We start from the raw sequence: 22,163 nt of genomic DNA on the forward strand, positions 1-22,163 counted from the left end.
GAGACCGTTTCATGGACATGCCCATCAATACCTTCAAGCAACGCCTGCGCAGCGGCGAGGCGCAGATCGGCCTGTGGCTGGGGTTGGCCGACGCCTACTGTGCGGAACTGGCGGCCAACGCCGGCTTCGACTGGCTGCTGATCGACGGTGAACACGCGCCCAACGACTTGCGCACCCTGCTCGGCCAGCTCCAGGCCGTGGCGCCCTACCCCAGCCAGCCGGTGATACGCCCGGTGATCGGTGACACTGCGCTGATCAAGCAAGTGCTCGATATCGGCGTGCAGACCCTGCTGGTGCCGATGGTGGAAAGCGCCGACCAGGCGCGCGAACTGGTGCGCGCCATGCACTACCCGCCCCATGGTGTACGCGGCGTCGGCAGCGCACTGGCCCGGGCGTCACGCTGGAACAGCATCCCCGGTTACCTCGACAAGGCCGATGAACAGATGTGCCTGTTGGTCCAGATCGAGAGCCGCGAAGGCCTGGCCAACCTGGATGCCATTGCGGCCGTGGAAGGTGTGGATGGGGTCTTTATCGGCCCGGCGGACCTGAGCGCGTCCATGGGGTTTCGTGGCAACCCCGGTCACCCGGATGTGCAAGCAGCCATCGAAGACGCCATCGCCCGCATCCGCCAGGCCGGCAAGGCGGCCGGGATTCTCAGCGCGGATGAAAAACTGGCCCGGCGCTATATCGAACTCGGCGCGGCGTTTGTCGCGGTGGGCGTGGATACCACGGTGTTGATGCGGGGCTTGCAGACACTCGCGGCGGCGTTCAAAGACACGCCAAAACCTGCGGCTGGCGGCGTGTACTGATAGCAACACAACCTCAGTGCCGAGAGAGCTTGCTCCCGCTGGTCTCTATAGGAGCTGGCGAAGCCTGCGATCTTTTGATCTTGATCTTGCACTTGGGATTCAAGCGTCTTTGGAAAGATCGCAGCCTCGCTCCGCTCGACAGCTCCTACACAGCTACAGGCCCAGCGGGAGCAAGCTCCCTCGCCACAAAAGCCGATCTCGCTTGGAGGTCTCAGCGCCTGATCGCCTTCAGGTCATTGAGCAACCTCAGCAACGTCTGCAATTTTTCCTCCCCTAACTTGTCCTGCAGACGCTGGTAATTCTCTTCCATGCTCTGGCTCATCGAATCGAAGCTCGCCTGCCCTTGCGGCGCCAGGCGCACCAGCACCCGCCGCTGATCCTGTTCGGCCTTGCGCCGCACCACCATGCCCGCCGCTTCCATGCGCACCAACACGCCGGTCATGCTGGGCTTGAGGATGCAGGCCAGCTCGGCCAGGCGATTGATCTCCAGCTCGTCGTGCTGGCTGAGAATACGGATGACTCGCCATTGCTGCTCGGTCAAGCCATGTTGATTGAGGGAAGGCCGGAAAAACCCCATGGCCGCTTCACGGGCCTGGAGCAGGGTCAGGGTCAAGGATTGGCGCAGCTTGGGCATGAGTAATGTTCGCGAAATAGATTTAGTTAATGAGTTAACTAAATCTTAACAGCTTCCAACTCATGCTGGCCTATCCGTTCACAGAATCTGGAACAAGCAATTGCCCTGTGACGAGATTGTATGGGCGGTGTAGGAGCTGTCGAGTGCAACGAGGCTGCGATCTTGTCCCAGACAATTGAGTCGAGAGCGAAAAATCAAAAGATCGCAGGCTTCGCCAGCTCCTACGGAGCCCAGCGGGAGCAAGGGAAGGTATCGATGCGCTCTCAAGCGCCCTTGATCACGCCCTTGAGCACTTGCTTGAAATGCTCGACCTGTTCCTCGCTGAACTGGTCGAACACCTTGTCCTGCTGCTCCTTGGCAATCGCCCAGAGTCCTTCGGTCTCATCGATACCCTTGGCAGTCAGGCGTACCCGCTCGCCTTCATCGCTCACCAGGCCCTTGCGCTTGAGGTTGGCCACGGCTTCTTCGATCTCGCGCGCCGGCATCGCCACTTCCCGCTGCAAGTCGCACAGGTTCAGCCCGGCGTCGTTCTCCAGCACCATCAACATCCGCGCCTCACTGGTGCGCAAGCCGGTGGACAACTGACGCGGCTGGTAGCTGGCCTGGTAGGCCCGCAGCGCCTGGGTCATCAGATAATACAGGTTGTGGCTCAAGCGCCCCTGGAAGTGACTGCTGGGGGACTGGCCCTCTTCCCGCTTGGTCATGCGGGTGTGGGGCAGCACCATCGAGTAGGCGCCCTGGTGATAGAGCAACGGCGAGCGTCCGAAATCGTCAAACGCCACGACCTTGCCGATCATGATCCAGTGATCGCCGCCATCGACCTGCTGGTATTTCTCACAGTGGAAACGCGCCGAGCAGTCCACAAACACCGGAGCGCCGCCTTCGCCGGTTTCGTATTGGATTTGCGCGAAGCGGTCCTCCTTGGGCCGTGCGAAGTTGTTCGACAGGTCGATCTGGTCGGCGGCCAGCACGTTCACCGCAAAGTGGCTGGCCGCCTCGAACACGCCGTGGCTGCTCGAGCGCTTGTCGATGCTCCACAGGATCAATGGCGGGTCCAGGGACACGGAGTTGAAACTGTTGGCCGTCACACCGACCTTGCGGCCATCTTCAGTGGCAGCGGTGACCACGGTCACCCCGGTGGCAAAGTTACCCAGGGCCCGGCGGAACGCGCGGGTATCGAAAGCGGTATCACAAAGACTGGACATGCAAGACTCCCGGCCGCCTCGAGCGACGGCCTCGATTATTGTTCTAGGGTTCAGCCAACAAGCGGTCAAACCATGGAAGGATCAGGCTCAAGGCCCATCAGCTCACGACCGAGAATCTGCGCGCAGACGTCGTAGTCGGTGTAGGCATGGGCGCCGGTCAGATGGGCGTCGCGAAACAGCCGTTGCAACTCGTTGTTTTCGAACCAGGCACCGCCGCCGGCTGCCTCCATCAAGCGGTCGACGGCCTGGATGCACATCTTGGTGGCGTAGCCCTGGTTGGTCCGCCAGAACGCCAGGGTTTCCCGGCTGGGGTATTCGTGGCGCTCACCGTATTCGGCGTGCTCCTGCCAGGTTTTCTCCAGGAAGGCACGGGCCGCGGCCACCTGATGGGTCGACTCGGCCAGGCGCATCAACGCCGGGGTGGCGGCGCCGACTGCCGCACCGGTGTAGGCCCGCACGCGGTTGCGGGTTTTCTCGCGGAAAACCTCCAGCATACGTTCGGCCACGCCCAGGCTGACCGTGGAGAAACCACTGGCGAAGTAGGGTCGGTATGGCGAGTAGAAAATCTTGCTGTCGGGATACAGGCCGAATCCGCCGGACTTGCCCTCCATCATGTCCTTGGCTTTCTGGATCCGGTGTTCCGGCACGAAAGCGCTGTCGATGATCAAGGTCTTGCTGCCACTGCCGCGCATGCCCACCGCGAACCAGTCATCGCGAATCGCATAGTCGCTGCGCGGCAATACCGCAAAGCAGTAATCCTGGGTGCCTTCGGCGTTTTTACGGCGAAACCCCACGATCGCCCATTCGGCATGATCGCAGCCGCTGCTCCAGCCCATTTCACCGCTGAACATCACACCGCCCTCGACTTCCTCGGTGCGGCCAAACGGCGCGATGCTGCTGCTGGCGGTGGCATCGGGATCATCGCCCCAGATTTCCTGCTGGGCCTTGGCCGGGAACATTGCCAACTGGTGGCTGTGGGTGCACAACAGGCTCATGGCCCAGGCCGTGCTGGCACAGGCACCGGCCAGCAGCGCGATGCAATCGGCGAACTGTGGCAGGGAAATTTCCATGCCCCCGTACTTTTTCGGCTGGAAGGCCTTGTGCATGCCGATGCCTTTGAGCAGGGCTATATTCTCGGCAGGGACGCTACGGTCCTTTTCCGCCTGGAAAGCGTTGGCGGCAATGACCGGCAGGATGGGCTTGAGGTCTTCGAGCAGCGGGTTTGGCTTTTTCATGGACAGGCTCTTTTATTATTGGCATCTGCCAATCCCGCCTTTGCCCGGCAACCTGAGGTTGCACAAACAGCGGGATCAGTGATTAAGGCCGGTCCAGTATGGGCAATCACGGGCAGGTGAAAAATGCACCTTCCAGATCCAAGATTGTACTTTTCATGGGCAGGTTTCAGCCCGATGGCGCGCTCGGTCAAATACCCCGGCACGGATGATCAAGACAGGCGCCCCCGCCAGGGCTCTTAATAGGGCCATCCCCTGCAATGCCTTGCATAGGCGTTGCAACGGAGTTTCCTTTCACTTTGTCAGGTTGCGTCATGATCAATATCGAAACGCCCACCTATTACACGGCCACCAAGAAATACAACCTCAGCTTCCCCACGCTGGAACAGGACGTGGACGCCGATGTCGTGGTCATTGGCGGCGGTTTCTCCGGCATCAATACCGCGCTGGAGCTCGCCGAAAAAGGCATCACCAACATCGTGGTGCTGGAGGCGCGTTACCTGGGGTTCGGCGGCACCGGGCGCAATGGCGGACAGATCATGGCCGGCATCGGTCATGACCTGGAAAAGATCAAGAAGGACGTGGGTGAAGACGGCCTGCGCCAAGTCTTCGAGATCAGCGACCTGGGCGCCGACATCATCAAGGACCGTATCGCCAAGTACGACATCGATGCCGACTTCTGCCATGGCTACGGCTACATGGGCTTCAACGCGCGCCAGGAAAAAACCCTGCGGGCCTGGGAAAAAGACTTCAAGTCGATCAACAGCAAACACGAGATCCGTTTTCTCGGTGGCTCCGACGTGCAGCAGATCATCGGTTCCAAGGCCTACGGCAGCGCCTTGCTGCACATGGGCGGCGGGCATGTGCACTCGCTGAACCTGTTGCTGGGTGAGGCCAAGGCCTTGGTCAGCCACGGCGTGCGGATTTTCGAGAACAGCCCGGCCCTGGAAGTCAGCTATGGCGAACGCATCACCGTGCGTACCGGGCGTGGTTCGGTCAGGGCCAGCAAGCTGCTGTGGGCCTGCGACAGTTTCCTCAACAAGCTGGAACCGGAACTGCATCGCTCGACCATCAACACCTACGCTTTCCAGATGATGACCGAGCCGTTGTCGGACGAACTGATCCAGCGCATCAGCCCGATTCGCGGTGCCTACAGTGACATTCGCCCGGTGATCGACTACTACCGCGTCACCAACGAAAACCGCCTGCTGTTCGGCGCCGCGACGCCGTTGGTGGAGCACATCCCCCAGGATCTCAAGGCCTGGAACCGGCGCCTGATGCTCAAGATATTCCCGTACCTCAAGGACGTGAAGATCGACCTGGCCTGGGGTGGCCCGATGGCGTGCAGCCCGAACCTGTTCCCGCAGATCGGCACCCTGCCCGGCCGCAGCAATGCGTTTTTTGTCCAGGGTTACTCAGGCTTTGGCGTCACCCCGAGCCACATCATCTGCAAGGTGCTGGCCGAAGGCATGAGCGAAGGCTCAGCGCGCTACGACCTGGTCAGCTCGATCCACCGCCCGACCATCATCGGCAAAGACGCCATTCGCCCATTGCTGCTGACCGCCGGCAAGTCCTGGCATCAGCTGTCGGGCTACTGGAATGGCCGTCGCTGAGGTGAGCGGCTGAACACGAACCCTGTGGCGAGGGAACGCCCCAACACCACCGCCGAACCGGACCGTAGGAGCTGTCGAGTGAAACGAGGCTGCGATCTTTCCCTTGACCATTGAGTCGAAAGCGAACGATCAAAATCAATAGATCGTCCGAACGCGGCCCGAGCCTTCGCCAGCTCCTACAGGTCCAGCGGTGCGATGTGATGGTTCATCAACCCCCACGTCACAAAAGCCCCACCCAATTTCACTGTTTCTTTCACTCATCAGGAGTCACTGCCATGCCCCTTATCACCCTCGAAAAAAACATCCAGCTGTCCGACCTGGACGCCTGGGGCACTGTCGCCGACCTCGGTTCGCAGATTCTCGAAGGCGAAGTCAAAGCCTTCGGCAAGATGACCTTCGGCGCACCGACCGATCCCGTCAGCAGCGCCTACTTCGGCACCACCCAAGGCAAGTTCCGGATGGTCTATCCCTTCGCCGAACAAGCCATCGTGGTCACCGGTGAAGTGGTGCTCACCGACGAGGCCACCGGCCAGAGCACCCGCTACAAGGCCGGCGACAGCTGGTTCGTGACCAAGGGTACGCCGGTGCTGTGGGAAGTGGTCAGCGAGAGTTTCGTCAAACACTATTTCGCGGTAGCCTGATCGGAACCGGCTGCCGAACCCACCGGCAGCCCTCTTGGCGAAGGTGCGACCATGAACGTCATCCCCACCCAGGCCATCGCCGGCCAATGCTTGCACGCGTTCACCCAGCTCGTTCCCGTCAGTCGGGCGGCGTTCTACTGTGTTGATCGGCAGCTGCAAGTCCATGACTTCAGCCTGCATGGGATGAGCGGCGAGATGCACCGCGACTACCTGGACAACTACCGCCAGTTCGACCCGCTGCACCCGCGTCACTGCGTGTCCAGCGAGCTGGCCGTGGTGCCGTTGGGCCTGGCGATGGCCCGCCAACCGCTGCGTGACAACCATCGTTATCGCGACTTCCTGCAGCGCTACGGCGTGGTCGACGTCGTGGAAGTCTTCGCCCATCGGGACGGTCAGCCCCAAGCCGCGATTTCGCTGTTGCGCACCGCCGAGCAAGGCGCCTTCACCAGCCAGCAGTTGAGCCAACTCAGCGCGTTGCAGACCTTGCTGCAACTGGCCGTGGCCCATTTGCCCAGCCATGAGGACCCCTTGGGCGACTTGACGCCCAAGGAGCGCCAGATCGCCTGGCTGCTGCGCCAAGGCGTCAGTAACAAACAATTGGCCCGGGAGCTGGGGGTGGGCTTGCCGACCATCAAGACTCACTTGATCCACCTGTTCCGCAAGGTTGGCGTGAGCAGCCGTACCGAGTTGGTCAGCGCACTGTTCCTCTAGTCAACCATTTGGTTGATAGGCCGCCGTTGCCAGGCACCGCATGATCCGAGTGGCTAATTCAACCACCGGAGCCTTGCAATGAGCACATCTTCAGACTGGATCACCGTCGGCGCCCTGGCCGATGGCTTTGCCCCCGAAGCCTTCATCCTGCCAAACCTGGCCGACCTGGACGGCAAGACCTTCACCCTGCACTTCGCCAATGGCTGGCAGATCGAGCATCGCTTCGAGCAGGATACCCTGACCTGGAACGCCGCCGATGGACACTCCAGCGGCACCGCAACCTACCGGGCCACTTCGGTGCGCCCGGGCCTGTACCTGGTGGACTTCATCAAGCGCGAAGGCGAGCTGACGTCGTCGGTAAGCCTGGTGCTCGATACCGCCAGCGCCGCCTTCACCGCCGTGATCGGCCGCATGCCGAGCCAGCAAGAAACCGGCGAAGGCCTCTATAGCCGGGCGCTGGCCGGCAAGCCCCTGACCTCGGTTCAAGCCCAGTTCCTGCACGGCAGCCTCGATCGTCCCTGGCAGCCTGGCCTGTGCCCGCATGCACCGACCACCGAACTGGTGGGGCTGCGCAACCTGTATCGCTACAGCCCGAGCGAAGTCTACGAGCACATCTACCTCAACGACCAGTTCTACTCGTGGCAGTGCCTCAAGGGCGTTGAACAAGGCCTGTGCGACACCGATCGCTGCGACACCTACAAGATCGCCGATCAGCTTTACCTGTTCGTGTGGCGGGAAAAAATCATCCCGACCCTGGGCCTGGTGCTGATCGACCTGCAACAGCACCGCAGCGACGGCAAGATCTTCGGCTACGCCGGTGCCTCGTTCGATGAGTTCTCCAACTTCCCGGTCAGCTCCTACTGCCAGGTGCTCAACCAGACGGAGTATCCCGATGCCTGAACGACGCACCATCGTAATCACCGGCGCCGGAACCGGCATTGGTGCGGCCTGCGCCCGCCTGTATGCCGCCGAAGGTGCCAGCCTGGTATTGATCGGCCGACGCCGCGAGCCCCTGGAAACTCTCGCCGAGGAAATCGGCGGCCTGGTGCTGGTGGGCGATGCGGCCTGCCCGAGCACCTGGGACAGCTTCATCGAGCGGATTCGCACGCGTTATGGCCGACTCGACGTGCTGCTGGCCTGTGCCGGTGGCTTGGGCATGGGCAGCGCCACCGAGACCCCGCCATCGGCCTGGGAAGCGGCCATGCGCAGTAATCTCGACAGCGCCTTCTACAGCGCCCGGGCGTGCCTGCCGCTGCTACAGGAAAGTGCCGGCAACATCGTGCTGATCGCCTCCATTGCTTCCTTGGCGGCAGGCCCGCACGTGTGCGGCTACACCACCGCCAAGCATGCGCTGTTGGGCCTCAACCGCTCCCTGGCAAGGGATTACGGGCCTCACGGCGTACGGGTCAACGCGCTCTGCCCTGGCTGGGTCCGCACGCCAATGGCCGATGAAGAAATGCAGGTATTGATGCAGTTCCATGGCGAAACGTTGCAGCAGGCCTATGACCGGGTCTGCGCCGACGTGCCGTTGCGCAGGCCTGCCAGCGCCGAGGAAATCGCCAATGCCTGCCGTTTCCTGGCCTCGCCCGAGGCGTCGATCATCACCGGGGCGATGCTGGTGGCCGATGGCGGCTCCAGCATTGTCGACGTACCGACACTGGCTTTCAGCCGGATGGAGGCCAGCGATGCCTGAGGATCTGGATTTCAGCGGCCAGACCGTGCTGGTCACCGGAGGTGCCCAGGGCATTGGCCGGGCCATCGTCGAAGCGTTCGCCCTGCGCGGGGCCCGCGTGGTCATCGCCGACCTGGGCCTGGCGCGCGCCGAGGCGGTGGCCGACGAATTGACCACCGGGGGCTGTCAGGTGCAAGCGGTAGGGATTGACCTGGCCGACGCCACGGCGATCTGCGCGATGATGGCCGAGCTGGAACAACGCGTGGGGAGGCTGGATATCCTGGTGCACAACGCCGGGTATTTTCCGCTGACACCGTTCGCCGAGATCACCCCATCGATGCTTGAGCGAACGCTGGCAGTGAACCTCTCTGCGCTGTTCTGGCTGACCCAGGCGGCGCTGCCGATGTTCCGGCGCCAGGGCCAAGGCTGCGTGCTGGTGACCTCTTCGGTCACCGGCCCGCGGGTGGCTTATCCAGGGCTCAGTCACTACGCGGCCTCCAAGGCCGGGGTCAATGGCTTCATTCGCAACGCCGCGCTGGAACTGGCGGCCGAGAATGTCCGCGTCAATGGCGTCGAGCCGGGCATGATTGCAACACCGGCCATGGCGAATCTTGGCGACGATGAGGTCAACCGGGACATCGCCCGCCGGGTACCGCTGGGTCGACTGGGCAAGCCGAGCGATATCGCCGGTGCCATGCTGTTCCTGGCATCGGGCCTGGCCGGTTATGTGACCGGGCAGACTTTGGTGGTCGATGGGGGTTCGACTTTGCCGGAGGTTTGAACCTACGGGAGCGGTGCCTCGCTGACGATGGTGGTGAATGCTACGCCGCCTTCGCGAGCAAGCCCGCTCCCACACTTTCCAATGTCATCCAAAAAAATCATGCTCATCACAAATCCCTTTGTGGGAGCGGGCTTGCTCGCGAAAGCGGTGGTTCAGACTGCAAAGCTATTGGATATGTCCACTCAAGCCACCCCCTGCCCCACCTGCAAACGGCTGGAACGAAACTCCTTGGGCGACAGCTCGAACTGCTTCTTGAACGAACGGCTGAAATGCGCCGAATCGGTAAAGCCCCATTTGTAAGCGATCGAGGTAATGGACTCGTCCCGCAGGAACGGGTTGGTCAGGTCATCGGCGCTGCGCTTGAGCCGGGCACGCTGGATGTAGCGGCAAACGCTGTCATCCTGCTCTTCGAACAAACGATACAGATGGCGCACCGAAATATTCAGCCGGTTGGCCAGGCCCACCGGGCTGAGGCCGGGCTGGGTCAGGGACTCGTCGATGACCTTCTGCACATAGCTGCGCAAGTGGCTGCCCTGCAAGGCAGCCCCCTCGTCACGGGCATCGCTGCCGTGTTCCAGGGCCGAGCCCAACAGCGAAACGAAGGCACTCTGCAAGGCCTCCCCCTCACCCGCCGCGCCCTCGCCGTCCGGTGTGTCCTTGCACAGCTGGTCCATCAACACATGCAGCATTCGCCCACACGCCTTGCTGGACGAAACCTTGCCAAAGGTCTTGGTTTCACCGCCCAGTTGCCTCGACACGTCCTGGCGAGACAAGGACAGCACCGCGTGCTCGATCAGGCCGAATGGGGTGATTTCAAGCGCCCCCACTGAATCCATCAACAACAATTCACCGGGCGCCAACTGGATGCTCTGACCGTTCTGGGTAATGCGGCAGTAGCCACTGCGCTGGCTGACCAGGAGGCAATCCTGGTCATCATCGTGATCGGCGTTGGGCGATTGACGCTTGATGTTACCGGCGTTGGTGCGCAGGTTCGCGAGGGCAAGGCCCCCACGCTGGAAATTCGACACTTCACCAATAAACAGCGAGCGATTGAAGGCCAGCTCGGTAACGAAGTGACCGCAAGTCGCCCGCAGATCCCGGTTCCAGGTGTCCAGACCATCCTGCCCAACCTGTTGCATGCTCATGGCATTCTCCGCAATGGCTTATTGTTTTTGTACGGCGATAGTTAACATGTTATCTATATGCGCGCAACAAGTACCTGATCGCCAGAGCAGTAGCAGGAATGATGCCAGGGTAGAACGAAGAAATCAGAGCGTTGCCAACACCCTCTGCAGGCCGCTCAAGGTCGTCAGCAAGACGGCGCGCTGCTCCCGGCTCAACGGGATATAGCGACGAAAGGCCGGCATGCGATTGACCACTTCGCTACCGCCCATGTGTTCCAGGCGCACGCACCACTGGTGTCCCTGCAGATCGATGCGCAGACGTTTGAAATCCAGCGGCATGAGCGCCTGGTACAGCGCAGGATCCTTCTCCACCGCCGCCTGCAACCGGGTCGCCAGATCACTGCGCCCGTCCCGCTGTCGGCAACGAATGCCGCTACGCCGAACAGCCCCACCGTGGTGCAGTTCCAGGCGCGCCGTGCCCTCTCGGGAAGCAGGCACGCGCAGGACGAACTCGGTCATCACCAGGTGCATCAACAGCTGCGACTCGGTGCGTTCGACAATCTCCAACTGCAAGCTGCCGTCGTCGGTGGCTGCCGTCGCCATAGCCGGGCCCGCCACCTCGAATCGCGCCAGCGCCAGGTTGCGCCGCAGATGCTCCAGGGTCACCCCAGGCCGATAACCGGCCGGGGCGCGCCGGGCGCTGAACAACTCAGACAATTTTTGCAGCAGGGTCGACAAACTCGCTCGCATGTTGCCCTGGCTCATGGGAGAACTCCTTGGCCAGCACGTCTTCCACAGACGCCGGCTTGAATGGATTGACTTTCTGTACCACCAGGGTCCAGAACAAGGCGTACGCTGCGGTGCCACCGAGCATCACCGCAAAGGGCACATAGATGTCCGCCGGATTCATGCCGGGCGGTGTGATGAACCACATGCCCAGCACAATGCCGACACTGGACAGGATCTGTGGCAACGGGAACCACGGCGAGCGATAGGCCCGCGGCAGATCAGGACGACGAATCCGCAGGCTGACCACCGACACGGTCACCAGCAGGTAGGCAAAACTCCAGGCGCACACCGCGGCCAACACCAGGTGCATGATGTTGTCGGTATTGCCGCCCAGCCACAACGCATGCAGGCAAGGAATCAGCATCGCCACCAGGATGCACAGCAGCGGCGTCTTGAAGCGTGGATGCAGATAAGTGAAAGCCTTCGGCAACGCGCCGTCCACCGCCATGCCGTAGAGAATCCGCGGTACACCGGCCATCAGGGTGTTGATGGTCGCCGCACCGGCAAACAGAAAGCCGATGCCCAGCCACATCGGGCCGATATCGCCCATGACCTGTTCGGCGAACCGTGGAATGGCCATGGGCGTGTCCAGCAGATGCACGCCAGTGGCGGCATCGAGCAGCACGTTTTCCACCTGGCGCTTCATGGCTGCACCGTAGATGAACATGCAGGTGGCGACGCTGAACAAGCCCAGCATCATGGCCCGGGGCATGGTGCGGGCGGACTGGCGCAGGTCCGGCGCCAGCGGCGTGACGAATTCACAGCCGACAAACATGAACATGGCCATGCCCACCAGCGACAGCACCGTGACCATATCGGTGCCCACCACGGACGCACCAAACCAGCCCTCCAGCTCCACCGCCGGTGCGGCGATCAAGCCCAACACGCCGAACACCATCAGGGTCGTCCACATGCCGAACGTCAGGATGATTTCGGCCCGGCCAAAAGCACTGACGCCGAAGGCATTGAGCACACCAAAGACCACCACGAACCCCACGCCCAGCAACCAGGAACCGCCTGCCGATTCGGCCAGGGTGTTGAGGTGTTCGAAGTTCACCAGGGCCATGACACCGGCCAGGATGGTCTCGGCGGTGCCGGCAAACACATGGACAATCAGGTAGGCCGACAATGTCCCGGTAATCGCGAAGAAACGGCCCATGCCACAGTTGATGTAGTCATAGACCGAGCCGGTGGTCGGGAGAATCGATGCTGCCTCGGCAAACGTCGTCGCCTGGGCCAGCATCATTACCACGGCGATCAGCATTGCCACGGCAAAGGCGCTGCCGCCGATGCCAAAGCCCATGGTCGCGGTGAGAATCACGGGGCTTGCCATGATCAGGCCAATGGTGCTGGCCAACGCGGTGGGAAAACCCACCGAACCTCGGTTCAAGTGCTCGGTGAGCCTGTCATTGATCGACATGGTGCAAGGTCCTCGAAAGCGGATTTTTAGTATGGATGCCACAGCCGTCCAGGAGCCGGCGATCATGCCTTCCCCAACCGGTTCCTGATCGAAACGGCGTTGCGTGCAGCATTACTCTGCGCCGCCCCCGCCCCGGGCGTCTTGCCCATGTCTGCCGCCGCTTTTGTTGCTGCCTGCCAACACCGCCACACTGGCGGCCTGAGTCAATTCCATGGCAGGCAAGTGAAAGACTTCCCCCGCTGCCACTCCTCTTAATGCGCCCTCTACTGTCCTATTACACCGGGGAATCCACCATGGAGCACACACGCCGTTCATCTTTGCGCAACGCCATCGGCCTGGGCATCGCCCTGCTGAGTGCCAACTCGTCGGTCCAGGCTTATGAGCTTTACACCGACGAAGACACCACCGTCACCGGCAACTTCCTGGCGGTCTACGGACTGTTCAACAGCCGCAAGAACTACGACGGCACAGCCGGCGGTTCGAGCTGGCGCGAAGGTTTCATCAAGTATGGCCTGAGTATCGACCAGACACTCGGCGGCCTGGGCAGTGTCTACGGCACGGCCAACCTGGTCAGCTCCGGCACCTGGGGCGACGGCGACGCAGGCGGCTTGAGCGATGGTTCCGAGCGCACCACCAAGTTCGATGAAGCCTTTGCCGGCTGGCGTTCGGGGGAGCTGTTCCCGGCGCTGGGCAAGGACGGTGTCGACCTGTCCTACGGCCGCCAGGTGATCACCCTGGGCGACGGTTTCATCATCAACGATGATGGCCTGAACCTGGGCAAAGGCGTGGCCGATGGCGAGCTCAACCGCGGCGGCGCCTATTACCTGGCGGCCCGGCATGCCTTCGACAAAACCGCTGTGGTGCGCCTGGGCGGCAAGGAAGGCGTGCATGGCAGCCTGATGTGGATCAAGTCCGACAACCGCGCCCAGGCCAACACCGAAATGGCCGCCAGCACCCTGGAATACACCGCCGCGCCTGGCACCCTGGGGCTGACCTACATCCACGGCATCGATGTCGATGACCGCTACGCCAGCGATTTCCAGAAACAGCGCGAAGGCATGGACATCTACAGCCTGCGCGGCGCCGGGAATGCCGGCATCGAGAATGCCCACTTCTCCTTCGAGTATGCCTGGCAGGACAAGGACGCGGGCCCGGAGAAAGCCTGGTACACCGAAGCCGGCTACACCTTCGCCGACCTGCCCTGGACGCCGGACCTGACCTATCGCTACAGCCGCTACTCCAAGGATTGGGACTCGATGTTCAACGGCCAGAGCCGCGGCTATGGCACTTGGTTCCAGGGTGAAGTGGCGGGCAACTATGCCGGCCCGTTCAACAGCAACACCGCCATCCAGCACGTGGGCCTCAAGCTCAAGCCGGCAGAGACCGTGACCATTGGGGCGCTGTTCTTCGACTACCAGACCTTGCACACCCGTGAAGCGCTGAACCTCGACGCGCAGGAGCTGGACCTTTACGTGGAATGGGCGGTCAATGAGCACCTGATCGTCACGCCGCTGGTGGGCCTGTACAAGCCTGAGAAGGATGCGGACAGCGGTGGCAATCAGGTCGGCGGCAACGGCACCAACGTCTACAGCCAGTTGGTGGTGGCGGTTCCGTTCTAGACGGCCGACCGTAGGAGCTGCCGGAGGCTGCGATCTTTTGATCTTTCGCTTGGGACTCAAGTGTCTGGGGAAAGATCGCAGCCTCGTTGCACTCGACAGCTCCTACACAGCTACACAGCTCCGGGGTACGGTTGCCGTGCTTATTTGTGCTGATGCAACATGGTCTGGATCTGATGGGTCGCCTGCCGGGTGCTTTGCGCCAGCTTGCGCACCTCATCGGCGACCACCGAGAAACCGCGCCCGACATCGCCGGCCCTGGCCGCCTCAATCGCGGCGTTCAAGGCGAGCAGATTGGTCTGGTCGGCGATGCCCTTGATCACCCCCACCACCGTGGCAATCTGGGCGTAGGTCACCTGGTTCTGTTCGAGCATGCGCTGGTGGGTGGACTGGGCCGAGCGCTCATCGCTGATATCGCGCACCGCCCCAATGACCCGCACCAGTTGCCCATGCGAGTCGCGCACCGCCCGACCGCGTTCACGACACCAGATGTAATCCCGGGTCTTGTGGCGCATCCGGTATTCAAAGACGTATTCACCGCTGCCCTGGGGGCCAAGGATTTCCCGGTCGAAAATGGCCATGATCTTGGGCAGGTCGTCCGGGTGGGTTATGCCGACCTGGGCATCCCAGCCATCGGGCAAGTCATCCGGCCCATAACCCAGCAGCGAACGGAATTGACTGGAAAAGCGCATGCCACTGGCCGGGTGTTGCAAATCACCGTTGACGACCGTGATATCCCAGCAGCCTTCAGTCAGGGTCGATTGCAGCAACTCCCAGATCTGCGCATCCTGGCGATGTTGCAGCAGCTGCTGGCGGTGTTCGTCCAGACGAGTTTCAAGCAGCTGCTCGCGCTCGCGGGCTGGCTCCAGTTGCTGGCGAGCCCTGTGCAACTCACGCTCGCTGTGCTGCCATTGCAGGGTTTGTGCCTGCAGCTGTGCTTCGACCTGATGCAAGTGTGCCGTCGTGCTCGCCATCTGCTGCGCATGCCGCTCAAGGACGGTGCGCAGTTGCGGATACGCGTCGAGCATTGGCGTGTCCTCCAGTTCGCCGGTCAGCACACGCTGCACCTGTGCAATCAACGCCAGTTTCTGTTTGTTGGTCTGGAGAAACATCGCCCGCCCCTATGCCATCAAGTCGAAACCCGGATCTGATCGCAAACCGGCCGGGCTGGCTTGTTCCTGCCTGCACGCCGCCTTGCACCTGGCTGCCAACCACGCAGGCTGGCAGCCTCAGACATACGGCGCGGCAGGCACAGTCAAGCCGGACGCTCCTGTCGGGATTACCCTCGCAGCTTTCCCTATTCGCGATCAGGAAACCCTCATGAGCGATATTGCCCTGCTGCCTCAGGTCGAAGCCTTTCTCGCCAGACATCACGCCCTGTTCATCGACGGTGGTTATGTCCAAAGCCAGAGCAGCCAGACGCTGGACGTCGTCAACCCTGCCACCGGCCAAGTCATCGCCCAGGTCAGCGACGCCGCTCCCGCCGACATTGATGTGGCAGTGGCGTCGTCCCGCCGCGGCTTCAAGCAGTGGTCCCAAACGGCGCCTGCGGTCCGCGGCCATGTGCTGCTCAAGTTGGCTGACTTGCTGGAACGCAACCGCGAAGAGCTGGCGCAGATCGAAACCTGCCAGTCGGGGAAGATCATCCACATCTCCCGGGCCTTCGAAGTCGACCAGGCCGCACATTTCCTGCGCTACTACGCCGGCTGGGCGACCAAGATCAACGGCGAGACGATCACCCCCTCATTGCCGTCCTTCGCGGGCGAACGCTACACCGCGTTCACCTTGCGCGAACCGGTCGGTGTGGTGGTCGGTATCGTGCCGTGGAATTTCTCCACCATGATCGCCATCTGGAAACTGGCCTCAGCCCTGGTGACCGGTTGCAGCATCATCATCAAGCCCAGCGAGTTCACCCCACTGACCATCCTGCGCATCGCTGAACTGGCCATCGAGGCCGGCCTTCCAGCCGGTGCCCTGAACGTGCTGACCGGCGGCGGCCAGGTGGGCAAAGGGCTGATCGAACACCCAGGCACCAACAAGATCTCGTTCACCGGTTCCGTGCCCACTGGCCTGGCGGTGGGCCAGGCGGCCATGGGTGCCGGGTTGACTCGTGCGACCTTGGAGCTGGGCGGGAAGAATGCGGCGGGGTTCCTGCGTGATATCGACCCCGAGGTGGCGGTCAACGGCATCATCGAGGCGGGCTTTCTGCATTCGGGGCAGATCTGCGCTGCAGCGGAACGGTTCTTTGTCCATCGCTCGCAGATCGAGTCGATCATGGACAAACTGGCCCAGCGCCTGAGCAAACTCACCATCGGCTCGCCCCTGGACGAACGCACTGAATTCGGTCCGGTGACCAACCGCCAGCACCAGCACAAACTCGCAGAATTCTTCGCCAAGGCCCGTGCACAGAACAACACCATCGTCCACGGCGGCAAGCTGATCGATGGGCCGGGTTGCTATGTGGAGCCGACCATCATCCTCGCCCATCGCCGCGATGACAGCCTGCTCAACGAAGAAACCTTCGGCCCGATCGCCACGTTCTTCCCTTACGACAGTGAAGAGGAACTGCTGGAGCTGATGAACGACACCCCCTACGGCCTGAGCGCCAGCCTCTGGACCAACGACCTGGGCAAAGCCCTGCGCATGGTCCCCGCCATCGAAGCCGGTACGGTCTGGGTGAACATGCACACCCTGCTCGACCCGGCCGTGCCTTTTGGCGGCAGCAAATCTTCTGGGATAGGCCGTGAATTCGGCAGTGCATTCATTGACGACTACACCGAGCTGAAATCGGTGATGATCCGCTACTGAGGTTCAAAGGCTCTGGGACAACACCCAGAGCCCTGCCCAGCAAAATCCCCCTTGTTCTGCCATGGGTATACACGCCCAAAAACGCCAGGCCAATTCAGCCCCGAACCCACCGTTGCTGCCGGCTCAGTTCAGGCTTTTTTAAAAACACCTTCTGCGGCAACAGCAACCAGGCCAACGCCGGCAGCAGGATCAAGGCGCCCAGCATGTTCACCAAAAACATGAAGGCCAGCAAAATTCCCATATCCGCCTGGAACTTGATCGGCGAAAAAGCCCAGGTCGACACCGCCACAGCCAAAGTCATGCCCGTCAGCAACACCACTTTGCCGGTGAACAGCAGCGCCTGGTAATACGCCTGGGCCAGGGTGTCGCCGGCACGCATTCGCGCCAGGATCACGCTCAACACATAGAGTGCATAATCGACCCCGATGCCCACCCCCAGTGCAATGACCGGCAGTGTCGCGACTTTCACCCCCATGCCCAGCCCCACCATCAGCGCCTCGCACAGGATCGAGGTGAGCATCAGCGGCAACATCGCGCACAGGGTTGCGCGCCAGCTGCGGAAGGTCAGCAAACATAACAGGCTGACCGCGCCGTAGACCCAGAACAGCATCTCGCGCATGGATTTCTTCACCACGATATTGGTCGCCGCTTCGATCCCCGCACTGCCGGCCGCGAGCATGAACTTGACCTCCGGCATCGGATGCCCGGCAATGAAGTGCTCACTGGCTTCCACTACCCGGTTCAGGGTGTCAGCCTTGTGGTCGGCCAGGTAGACGTACAGCGACAGCATCGAACAGCCCTGATTGAACAGTTCTCGCGGGGCGCGGGTTTGCACGGCACCCAGTGCGCCGTCATTGGGGATCAGTTCATACCATTTGAAGTTGCCTTCGTTATAACCGGCCGTGGCGATCTTGCTCAGCGCAGCCATCGAGGTGGTCGATTCCACGCCGGGCAATTGCTCCAGTTGCCAGGCCAGCGCATCCACCGCCGACAGGCTGGCGTAACGGGTGCATTGATCTTCCGGGGTCTTGATCATGACCACGAAAATATCCGAGCTGGCCGCATAGTTCTGGGTCATGAACAACGCATCGCGGTTGTAGCGCGAGTCGGCACGCAACTCCGGGGCACCTGGGTCCAGGTCGCCGATTTTCAGGTGCAGGCTCACGGCAAACCCAAACGCGGCCAACAGCAGGCCCGCCAACATGCCGCCAATGGCCCAGCGCCGTTGGGTGAACAAATCGAGCATACGCCACAAGGGATGCTTGATCTGCGCTTGTTGCTCGGTGGTTTCCGAGCTCAGGCTGCGTTGCGCCGCCGCCGGGCTGACGCCGATATAGCTGAGCAGGATCGGCAACAGGATCAGGTTGGTGAAGATCAACACCGCCACCCCGAGGCTTGCGGTGATCGCCAGGTCCTGGATGACCCGAATGTTGATCAACAGCAACACGGCGAAGCCCACCGCATCACAGAGCAAAGCGGTGATGCCGGCGGCGAACAATCGGCGGAAGGTATAGCGCGCGGCAACCACCCGGTGAGTGCCACGGCCGATGTCCTGCATGATGCCATTCATCTTCTGCGCGCCATGGCTCATGCCGATGGCGAACACCAGGAACGGCACCAATGCCGAGTACGGGTCCAGCTCATAACCGAGCAGGGCCAGCAGCCCCAGTTGCCAAAGCACCGCCGCCAATGAACAGATCACCACCACCAAGGTGCTTCGCGCACAACGGGTGTAGCCAAACAGCACCAGTACCGTCACCAGTACCGCCACCACGAAGAACAGCAGTACCTGGGTCATCCCCTCGATCAGGTCGCCGACGATCTTGGTAAAGCCGGTGATATGGATCCGCAGGTCGTCGGTCTGGTACTTGTCTCGCAACGCCTCCAGTTGCCGGGAAAACTCGCCATAGTCCAGCGCCTTGCCCGTCTGCGGATTGATTTCCAGCAGTGGCACGAAGATCACGCTGGACTTGAAGTTGCCGGCGACCAATTGACCGACTTCCCCGGAGCGGGCCACATTGGTCCGCACCTGCTCGAGGCTGGTGGCCGAGCCGTCGTAGTCATCGGGGATCACCGTGCCGCCGTCGAGCCCGTCTTCGGTCACCGCGGTCCAGCGTGTGGTCGGGGTCCATAAGGATTTCATGTAGGGGCGGTCGACACCCGGCAGCAGATAGAGCTCGTCGTTGAGCCTGGCCAGGGTGTCGAGGTAGTCCTTGGTGAAGATACTTCCCTGCTTGACCTCCACGGCGATGCGCAGCGAGTTGCCCAGGCCACTCAGCTCCTTGCGATTCTCCAGGAAATTGGCGACGTAGGGATGCCCCGTGGGGATGGTCTTCTCGTAGCTGGCATTGATGCCGATGCGCGTGGCTTGCCAACCGAGCACCAACGTCACCAACAGGCACAGCAGGATCACCAGCGGTCGATGGTTGAAGATCGCCCGCTCAGCGAAGTTGCCTGACGTCCGGTCAAAGTCTTCCTGGCGGCCGATCACGGTTTGGGTTCTGTCGTCTTTCAAGTTTGACTCCTGTTGCACGAGCCGTGGCCCGATAGCGCTACACCGTGAAGTTTCAAGGTTGACCTGCGGCCCGCGGATCCTGGTCAGCGGCCACGCCGGTCAAACCGACGCTGGCCAGGCTGCCGTCGACTGCCTGTTGCACGGCAGCGACCGTCCCGCCGCTACGGCTTTGTCGCTTGTCAAAGCTGCGCCCCTGGTCGTGACTGAATAAAAGTTCACCACTATGGCTGGCCAATAACAGGCCGCCGTCGCGCAGTTCGAGGGCGCTTGCCAGTGTCGATTCGATACCGGTGTCAAGGCGTCGCCAACTGTTGCCACGATCACCGGACCACCAGGCGTTTCCACGCAAGCCATAGACCACCAAGGCGCCATCGCGGGTGCCGAGCAGACCGAAGAAGCTGCCCTCATACGGTGACTTCAAAGCCTGGAATGACTGCCCGGCATCGGTCGAACGCAACAGCAGTCCGCGCTCGCCCACCAGCCACAGATCGTTGCCCAAGGCGCGGATGCCATACAGGTTCAAGCCCTGTGGATTGTCCACATGCCGCATCCACGGCTGCCAGCTTCGCCCGCCGTCGTCGGTACGGTAGATCTGGTTGTAGGCGCCCACGACGTAGCCGTGCAGGCGGTCACTGAAGTACAGGTCGAGAAACGGTTTATCCGGTCCGTCCTCGAGCAGGCGCCGTGCCTGTGCCAAGTGGCTGGCACCGCCCGGTTGATCGGCATCGCGCTCAGCAACCTGCACCGCCAATGCGATGGCACGCTCACCGTCGAGTTGCTTTTGCCAGGTTTGCCCGCCGTCCTGGGTGTGCAGCACCACGCCCAGATGACCGACCGCCCAGCCCTGCTCGGCATCGACGAATTGCACCGCCGTCAGGCTGACGCTGACCGGCACCTTGGCCTGGCGCCAACTCATTCCAGCGTCATCGGAGAGCAGCACGATCCCGCGCTCACCGACCGCCACCAGGCGTTCGCCGGCCCGGGCCAGCCCGAGCAATACCGCACGCTGGGCCTTGGCGGTCGGCAATGCCGGCTGTTGCAGCACGGCCAATGTCGTGGCCTGTGCAACCAAGGGCACGCTCATCAACAGGCTCGCCACCAAGGCGAAAACACCCCATAGCGGACTGCGCTGCGCAAAGTTTTTTTCAACGTTCATATCGTTATTCCGCCTGGAAAATCGTAAGCGACCGCGGCGAACCTCCTCCTCGCCACGGCCGCCACAGGTTCAACGCATGTTTTCGTTGGCCATGGCATCCGGCGTGAAATAAGACGCCGAAGGTTTCGCAACTTTCTGGTACTGAACCGCCAGGTCGTTGCTCGATGAGTTGAGGAAGTAGGCCCCGGTGTCGAGGTTGTAGCTGCCCCACATGACCTGCGCGGTGAGGACCGGAAGATCTGGCGCCAGCAGCGTCAGCGAATACATTTGCCGGCCGAGTTTGCCCTGGGCGTCATAACCGTCGGCCATCAGGATCTGCCAGGAGTCTTCGTCGACGTAGTAGGTCCGACGCGGCACGACATGACGTTTACCGGGTTTGAGCGTGGCCTCGACCACCCAGACCCGATGCTTCTCCCAACGCACCAGGTCAGGATTGAGAAAGTTCGCCTTGACCAGGTCGTCGCTCTTGGCCAGCGCGGCGCGGTTATTGTTGTAGGCAACGATCAGCTCTTTCTTGCCCATCAGCTTGAGGTCATAACGATCGGTCGGCCCGAACAGCATGAACGCTTCGTCGAACAGGCCGACACCGGAGGTCACGAAGTCCGGCGTGTCATAGGCGATGTTCGGCGCCCGGCGAACCCGACGCTGACCAACCAGATATTGCCAGGCCGCACGCTTGGCCGGGTCCAGGTCCCAATGGGTCATCAGGCCTTCGCCAGCCTTGGACGATGGCAGCTCGGTGAACAGCTTGCCCAGCAGGTACTTGCCCGAATAGTTTTCCAGGCTGCCGCCTTCGACGTAGTAGGGAAACTGATAGGTGTACTGGGCTCGGGTCGCCTGGACTTTCTTGCCGCCGGCGGTCATCAGCCAAGTGTCAAAAGGCGAGCTGATGGTGTCGCCGCCTTGCCAGGACAACCGATAGTTCCACAGCACTTGCGCACCGTTTTCCGGGATCGGAAATGGGATGCCGCCATAAGCGTTGGAGACTTTTTCGCTGTCGACGTCCAATGCGGCGCGGATGGCATTCTTGCTGGTGTTGTCATAGACCCATTGCGGCGCGGCGGCCGAACGATGGGTCGGGTACACGTCCAGGCGATAGTCCGGGTACTTCTTGAGCAACAGCTTGGTGCCTTCGGCCAATTCGCTGGCGTACTGCTCCATGTTCGCGGCTTTGATCGAGTACAGCGGCTTCTCGCCGGCGAACGGGTCGGGACGCTTGTCACCCGGCTTATAGCCGGGCGCGACCTGGGTAAAACCGCCCTGCCACGCCGGAATACTGCCATCGGCATTGGCGGCCCGCTCGCCGCCCAGGGGGGTCAGATCGGTTTTCAAGCGCGCGGCCTGTTCAGGCGACACGGCCGCCTGCGCCAACCCCATGCCGGCAAGGGCCAGGGTCAGGACGCACGTGTTCAGGAATGCTGTGTTCTGCATGGCGAA

General features: G+C 61.9%; 18 protein-coding genes and 1 pseudogene. 9 read left to right on the top strand and 10 right to left on the bottom strand.

What is annotated here, in order from left to right; translation table 11 throughout:
• Nucleotides 1–11: 11 nt before the first annotated feature.
• Nucleotides 12–809: a 4-hydroxy-2-oxoheptanedioate aldolase gene (gene hpaI, locus AC09SL_RS24400; protein WP_058544369.1), complete on the top strand. Its 798-nt coding sequence runs from the start codon at nt 12–14 to the stop codon at nt 807–809.
• 211 nt (nt 810–1,020) lie between these two features.
• Here hpaI and hpaR read toward each other — a convergent pair whose 3' ends face one another.
• From hpaR to AC09SL_RS24415, 3 genes are all read right to left on the bottom strand, one after another.
• Nucleotides 1,021–1,443: a homoprotocatechuate degradation operon regulator HpaR gene (gene hpaR, locus AC09SL_RS24405; RefSeq protein ID WP_058544349.1), complete on the bottom strand. Its 423-nt coding sequence runs from the start codon at nt 1,441–1,443 to the stop codon at nt 1,021–1,023.
• Between the two features lie 263 nt (nt 1,444–1,706).
• Nucleotides 1,707–2,648 (bottom strand): p-hydroxyphenylacetate 3-hydroxylase reductase component, encoded by a 942-nt coding sequence (locus AC09SL_RS24410; protein ID WP_058544305.1) that lies wholly within the window; start codon nt 2,646–2,648, stop codon nt 1,707–1,709.
• 65 nt (nt 2,649–2,713) lie between these two features.
• The gene (locus AC09SL_RS24415; RefSeq protein WP_058544306.1) at nt 2,714–3,883 is read right to left on the bottom strand and encodes a p-hydroxyphenylacetate 3-hydroxylase oxygenase component; all 1,170 of its coding nucleotides are present in this window, start codon (nt 3,881–3,883) and stop codon (nt 2,714–2,716) included.
• Between the two features lie 311 nt (nt 3,884–4,194).
• On the opposite strand from AC09SL_RS24415, the gene AC09SL_RS24420 reads away from it, so the two are divergent.
• From AC09SL_RS24420 to AC09SL_RS24445, 6 genes are all read left to right on the top strand, one after another.
• Complete coding sequence (locus tag AC09SL_RS24420) at nt 4,195–5,493, top strand: NAD(P)/FAD-dependent oxidoreductase (RefSeq protein WP_058544307.1); 1,299 nt, start codon at nt 4,195–4,197, stop codon at nt 5,491–5,493.
• A 275-nt stretch (nt 5,494–5,768) separates the two neighbouring features.
• Nucleotides 5,769–6,134: a cupin domain-containing protein gene (locus AC09SL_RS24425; protein ID WP_058544308.1), complete on the top strand. Its 366-nt coding sequence runs from the start codon at nt 5,769–5,771 to the stop codon at nt 6,132–6,134.
• A 51-nt stretch (nt 6,135–6,185) separates the two neighbouring features.
• A complete protein-coding gene (locus AC09SL_RS24430) occupies nt 6,186–6,845 on the top strand; it encodes a helix-turn-helix transcriptional regulator (protein WP_058544309.1) in 660 nt (219 codons plus the stop codon).
• Nucleotides 6,846–6,923: 78 nt separating this feature from the next.
• A complete protein-coding gene (locus tag AC09SL_RS24435; RefSeq protein WP_058544310.1) occupies nt 6,924–7,745 on the top strand; it encodes a molybdenum cofactor biosynthesis F family protein in 822 nt (273 codons plus the stop codon).
• A complete protein-coding gene (locus AC09SL_RS24440; RefSeq protein WP_058544311.1) occupies nt 7,738–8,538 on the top strand; it encodes an SDR family NAD(P)-dependent oxidoreductase in 801 nt (266 codons plus the stop codon). Before AC09SL_RS24435 ends, AC09SL_RS24440 begins: the two co-directional genes overlap by 8 nt.
• Nucleotides 8,531–9,298, top strand: a complete 768-nt coding sequence (locus AC09SL_RS24445; protein ID WP_058544312.1) for an SDR family oxidoreductase — start codon at nt 8,531–8,533, stop codon at nt 9,296–9,298. The genes AC09SL_RS24440 and AC09SL_RS24445 overlap by 8 nt, the downstream gene beginning before the upstream one ends.
• Nucleotides 9,299–9,480: 182 nt before the next feature.
• Here the strand turns inward: AC09SL_RS24445 and feaR are convergent, their stop codons facing one another.
• The 3 genes from feaR to AC09SL_RS24460 all read right to left on the bottom strand — a co-directional run bounded on the left by feaR (nt 9,481) and on the right by AC09SL_RS24460 (nt 12,631).
• Nucleotides 9,481–10,443 carry a transcriptional regulator FeaR gene (feaR, locus tag AC09SL_RS24450; RefSeq protein WP_058544313.1) on the bottom strand — a complete coding sequence of 321 codons (963 nt, stop codon included), beginning with the start codon at nt 10,441–10,443 and terminating at the stop codon, nt 9,481–9,483.
• Nucleotides 10,444–10,566: 123 nt separating this feature from the next.
• Nucleotides 10,567–11,187, bottom strand: a complete 621-nt coding sequence (locus AC09SL_RS24455) for a DUF3156 family protein (protein ID WP_058544314.1) — start codon at nt 11,185–11,187, stop codon at nt 10,567–10,569.
• The gene (locus AC09SL_RS24460; RefSeq protein WP_058544315.1) at nt 11,132–12,631 is read right to left on the bottom strand and encodes an APC family permease; all 1,500 of its coding nucleotides are present in this window, start codon (nt 12,629–12,631) and stop codon (nt 11,132–11,134) included. The genes AC09SL_RS24455 and AC09SL_RS24460 overlap by 56 nt, the downstream gene beginning before the upstream one ends.
• Before the next feature lie 293 nt (nt 12,632–12,924).
• Here AC09SL_RS24460 and AC09SL_RS24465 point away from each other — a divergent pair, with 293 nt between their 5' ends.
• Nucleotides 12,925–14,250, top strand: a complete 1,326-nt coding sequence (locus AC09SL_RS24465) for an alginate export family protein (protein WP_058544316.1) — start codon at nt 12,925–12,927, stop codon at nt 14,248–14,250.
• A 149-nt stretch (nt 14,251–14,399) separates the two neighbouring features.
• Here the strand turns inward: AC09SL_RS24465 and AC09SL_RS24470 are convergent.
• Nucleotides 14,400–15,359 (bottom strand): annotated as a pseudogene (locus AC09SL_RS24470) (methyl-accepting chemotaxis protein); the annotation flags it as partial.
• A gap of 208 nt (nt 15,360–15,567) precedes the next feature.
• Between AC09SL_RS24470 and AC09SL_RS24475 the strand changes: the two are divergent.
• Entirely contained in the window at nt 15,568–17,055 is a 1,488-nt protein-coding gene (locus AC09SL_RS24475) for an aldehyde dehydrogenase family protein (RefSeq protein ID WP_058543959.1), read from the top strand.
• A gap of 94 nt (nt 17,056–17,149) precedes the next feature.
• On the opposite strand, the gene AC09SL_RS24480 is transcribed toward AC09SL_RS24475, so the two are convergent.
• The 3 genes from AC09SL_RS24480 to AC09SL_RS24490 all read right to left on the bottom strand — a co-directional run bounded on the left by AC09SL_RS24480 (nt 17,150) and on the right by AC09SL_RS24490 (nt 22,157).
• Nucleotides 17,150–19,570 carry an efflux RND transporter permease subunit gene (locus tag AC09SL_RS24480; RefSeq protein ID WP_058543960.1) on the bottom strand — a complete coding sequence of 807 codons (2,421 nt, stop codon included), beginning with the start codon at nt 19,568–19,570 and terminating at the stop codon, nt 17,150–17,152.
• Between the two features lie 52 nt (nt 19,571–19,622).
• Nucleotides 19,623–20,726 (bottom strand): WD40/YVTN/BNR-like repeat-containing protein, encoded by a 1,104-nt coding sequence (locus AC09SL_RS24485; RefSeq protein WP_058543961.1) that lies wholly within the window; start codon nt 20,724–20,726, stop codon nt 19,623–19,625.
• Nucleotides 20,727–20,795: 69 nt separating this feature from the next.
• The gene (locus tag AC09SL_RS24490) at nt 20,796–22,157 is read right to left on the bottom strand and encodes a DUF1329 domain-containing protein (protein ID WP_058543962.1); all 1,362 of its coding nucleotides are present in this window, start codon (nt 22,155–22,157) and stop codon (nt 20,796–20,798) included.
• Nucleotides 22,158–22,163: the final 6 nt, after the last annotated feature.

The organism is Pseudomonas sp. PF05 (assembly GCF_056521845.1).

Coding starts and splice junctions, on each gene's coding strand:
- AC09SL_RS24475 (WP_058543959.1), top strand. CDS start 15,568: ATGAGCGATATTGCCCTGCTGCCTCAGGTCGAAGCCTTTCTCGCCAGA.
- AC09SL_RS24425 (WP_058544308.1), top strand. CDS start 5,769: ATGCCCCTTATCACCCTCGAAAAAAACATCCAGCTGTCCGACCTGGAC.
- hpaR (WP_058544349.1), bottom strand. CDS start 1,443: ATGCCCAAGCTGCGCCAATCCTTGACCCTGACCCTGCTCCAGGCCCGT.
- AC09SL_RS24490 (WP_058543962.1), bottom strand. CDS start 22,157: ATGCAGAACACAGCATTCCTGAACACGTGCGTCCTGACCCTGGCCCTT.
- AC09SL_RS24410 (WP_058544305.1), bottom strand. CDS start 2,648: ATGTCCAGTCTTTGTGATACCGCTTTCGATACCCGCGCGTTCCGCCGG.
- AC09SL_RS24485 (WP_058543961.1), bottom strand. CDS start 20,726: ATGAACGTTGAAAAAAACTTTGCGCAGCGCAGTCCGCTATGGGGTGTT.
- AC09SL_RS24435 (WP_058544310.1), top strand. CDS start 6,924: ATGAGCACATCTTCAGACTGGATCACCGTCGGCGCCCTGGCCGATGGC.
- AC09SL_RS24445 (WP_058544312.1), top strand. CDS start 8,531: ATGCCTGAGGATCTGGATTTCAGCGGCCAGACCGTGCTGGTCACCGGA.
- AC09SL_RS24415 (WP_058544306.1), bottom strand. CDS start 3,883: ATGAAAAAGCCAAACCCGCTGCTCGAAGACCTCAAGCCCATCCTGCCG.
- AC09SL_RS24430 (WP_058544309.1), top strand. CDS start 6,186: ATGAACGTCATCCCCACCCAGGCCATCGCCGGCCAATGCTTGCACGCG.
- AC09SL_RS24455 (WP_058544314.1), bottom strand. CDS start 11,187: ATGAGCCAGGGCAACATGCGAGCGAGTTTGTCGACCCTGCTGCAAAAA.
- AC09SL_RS24440 (WP_058544311.1), top strand. CDS start 7,738: ATGCCTGAACGACGCACCATCGTAATCACCGGCGCCGGAACCGGCATT.
- AC09SL_RS24460 (WP_058544315.1), bottom strand. CDS start 12,631: ATGTCGATCAATGACAGGCTCACCGAGCACTTGAACCGAGGTTCGGTG.
- hpaI (WP_058544369.1), top strand. CDS start 12: ATGGACATGCCCATCAATACCTTCAAGCAACGCCTGCGCAGCGGCGAG.
- feaR (WP_058544313.1), bottom strand. CDS start 10,443: ATGAGCATGCAACAGGTTGGGCAGGATGGTCTGGACACCTGGAACCGG.
- AC09SL_RS24420 (WP_058544307.1), top strand. CDS start 4,195: ATGATCAATATCGAAACGCCCACCTATTACACGGCCACCAAGAAATAC.
- AC09SL_RS24465 (WP_058544316.1), top strand. CDS start 12,925: ATGGAGCACACACGCCGTTCATCTTTGCGCAACGCCATCGGCCTGGGC.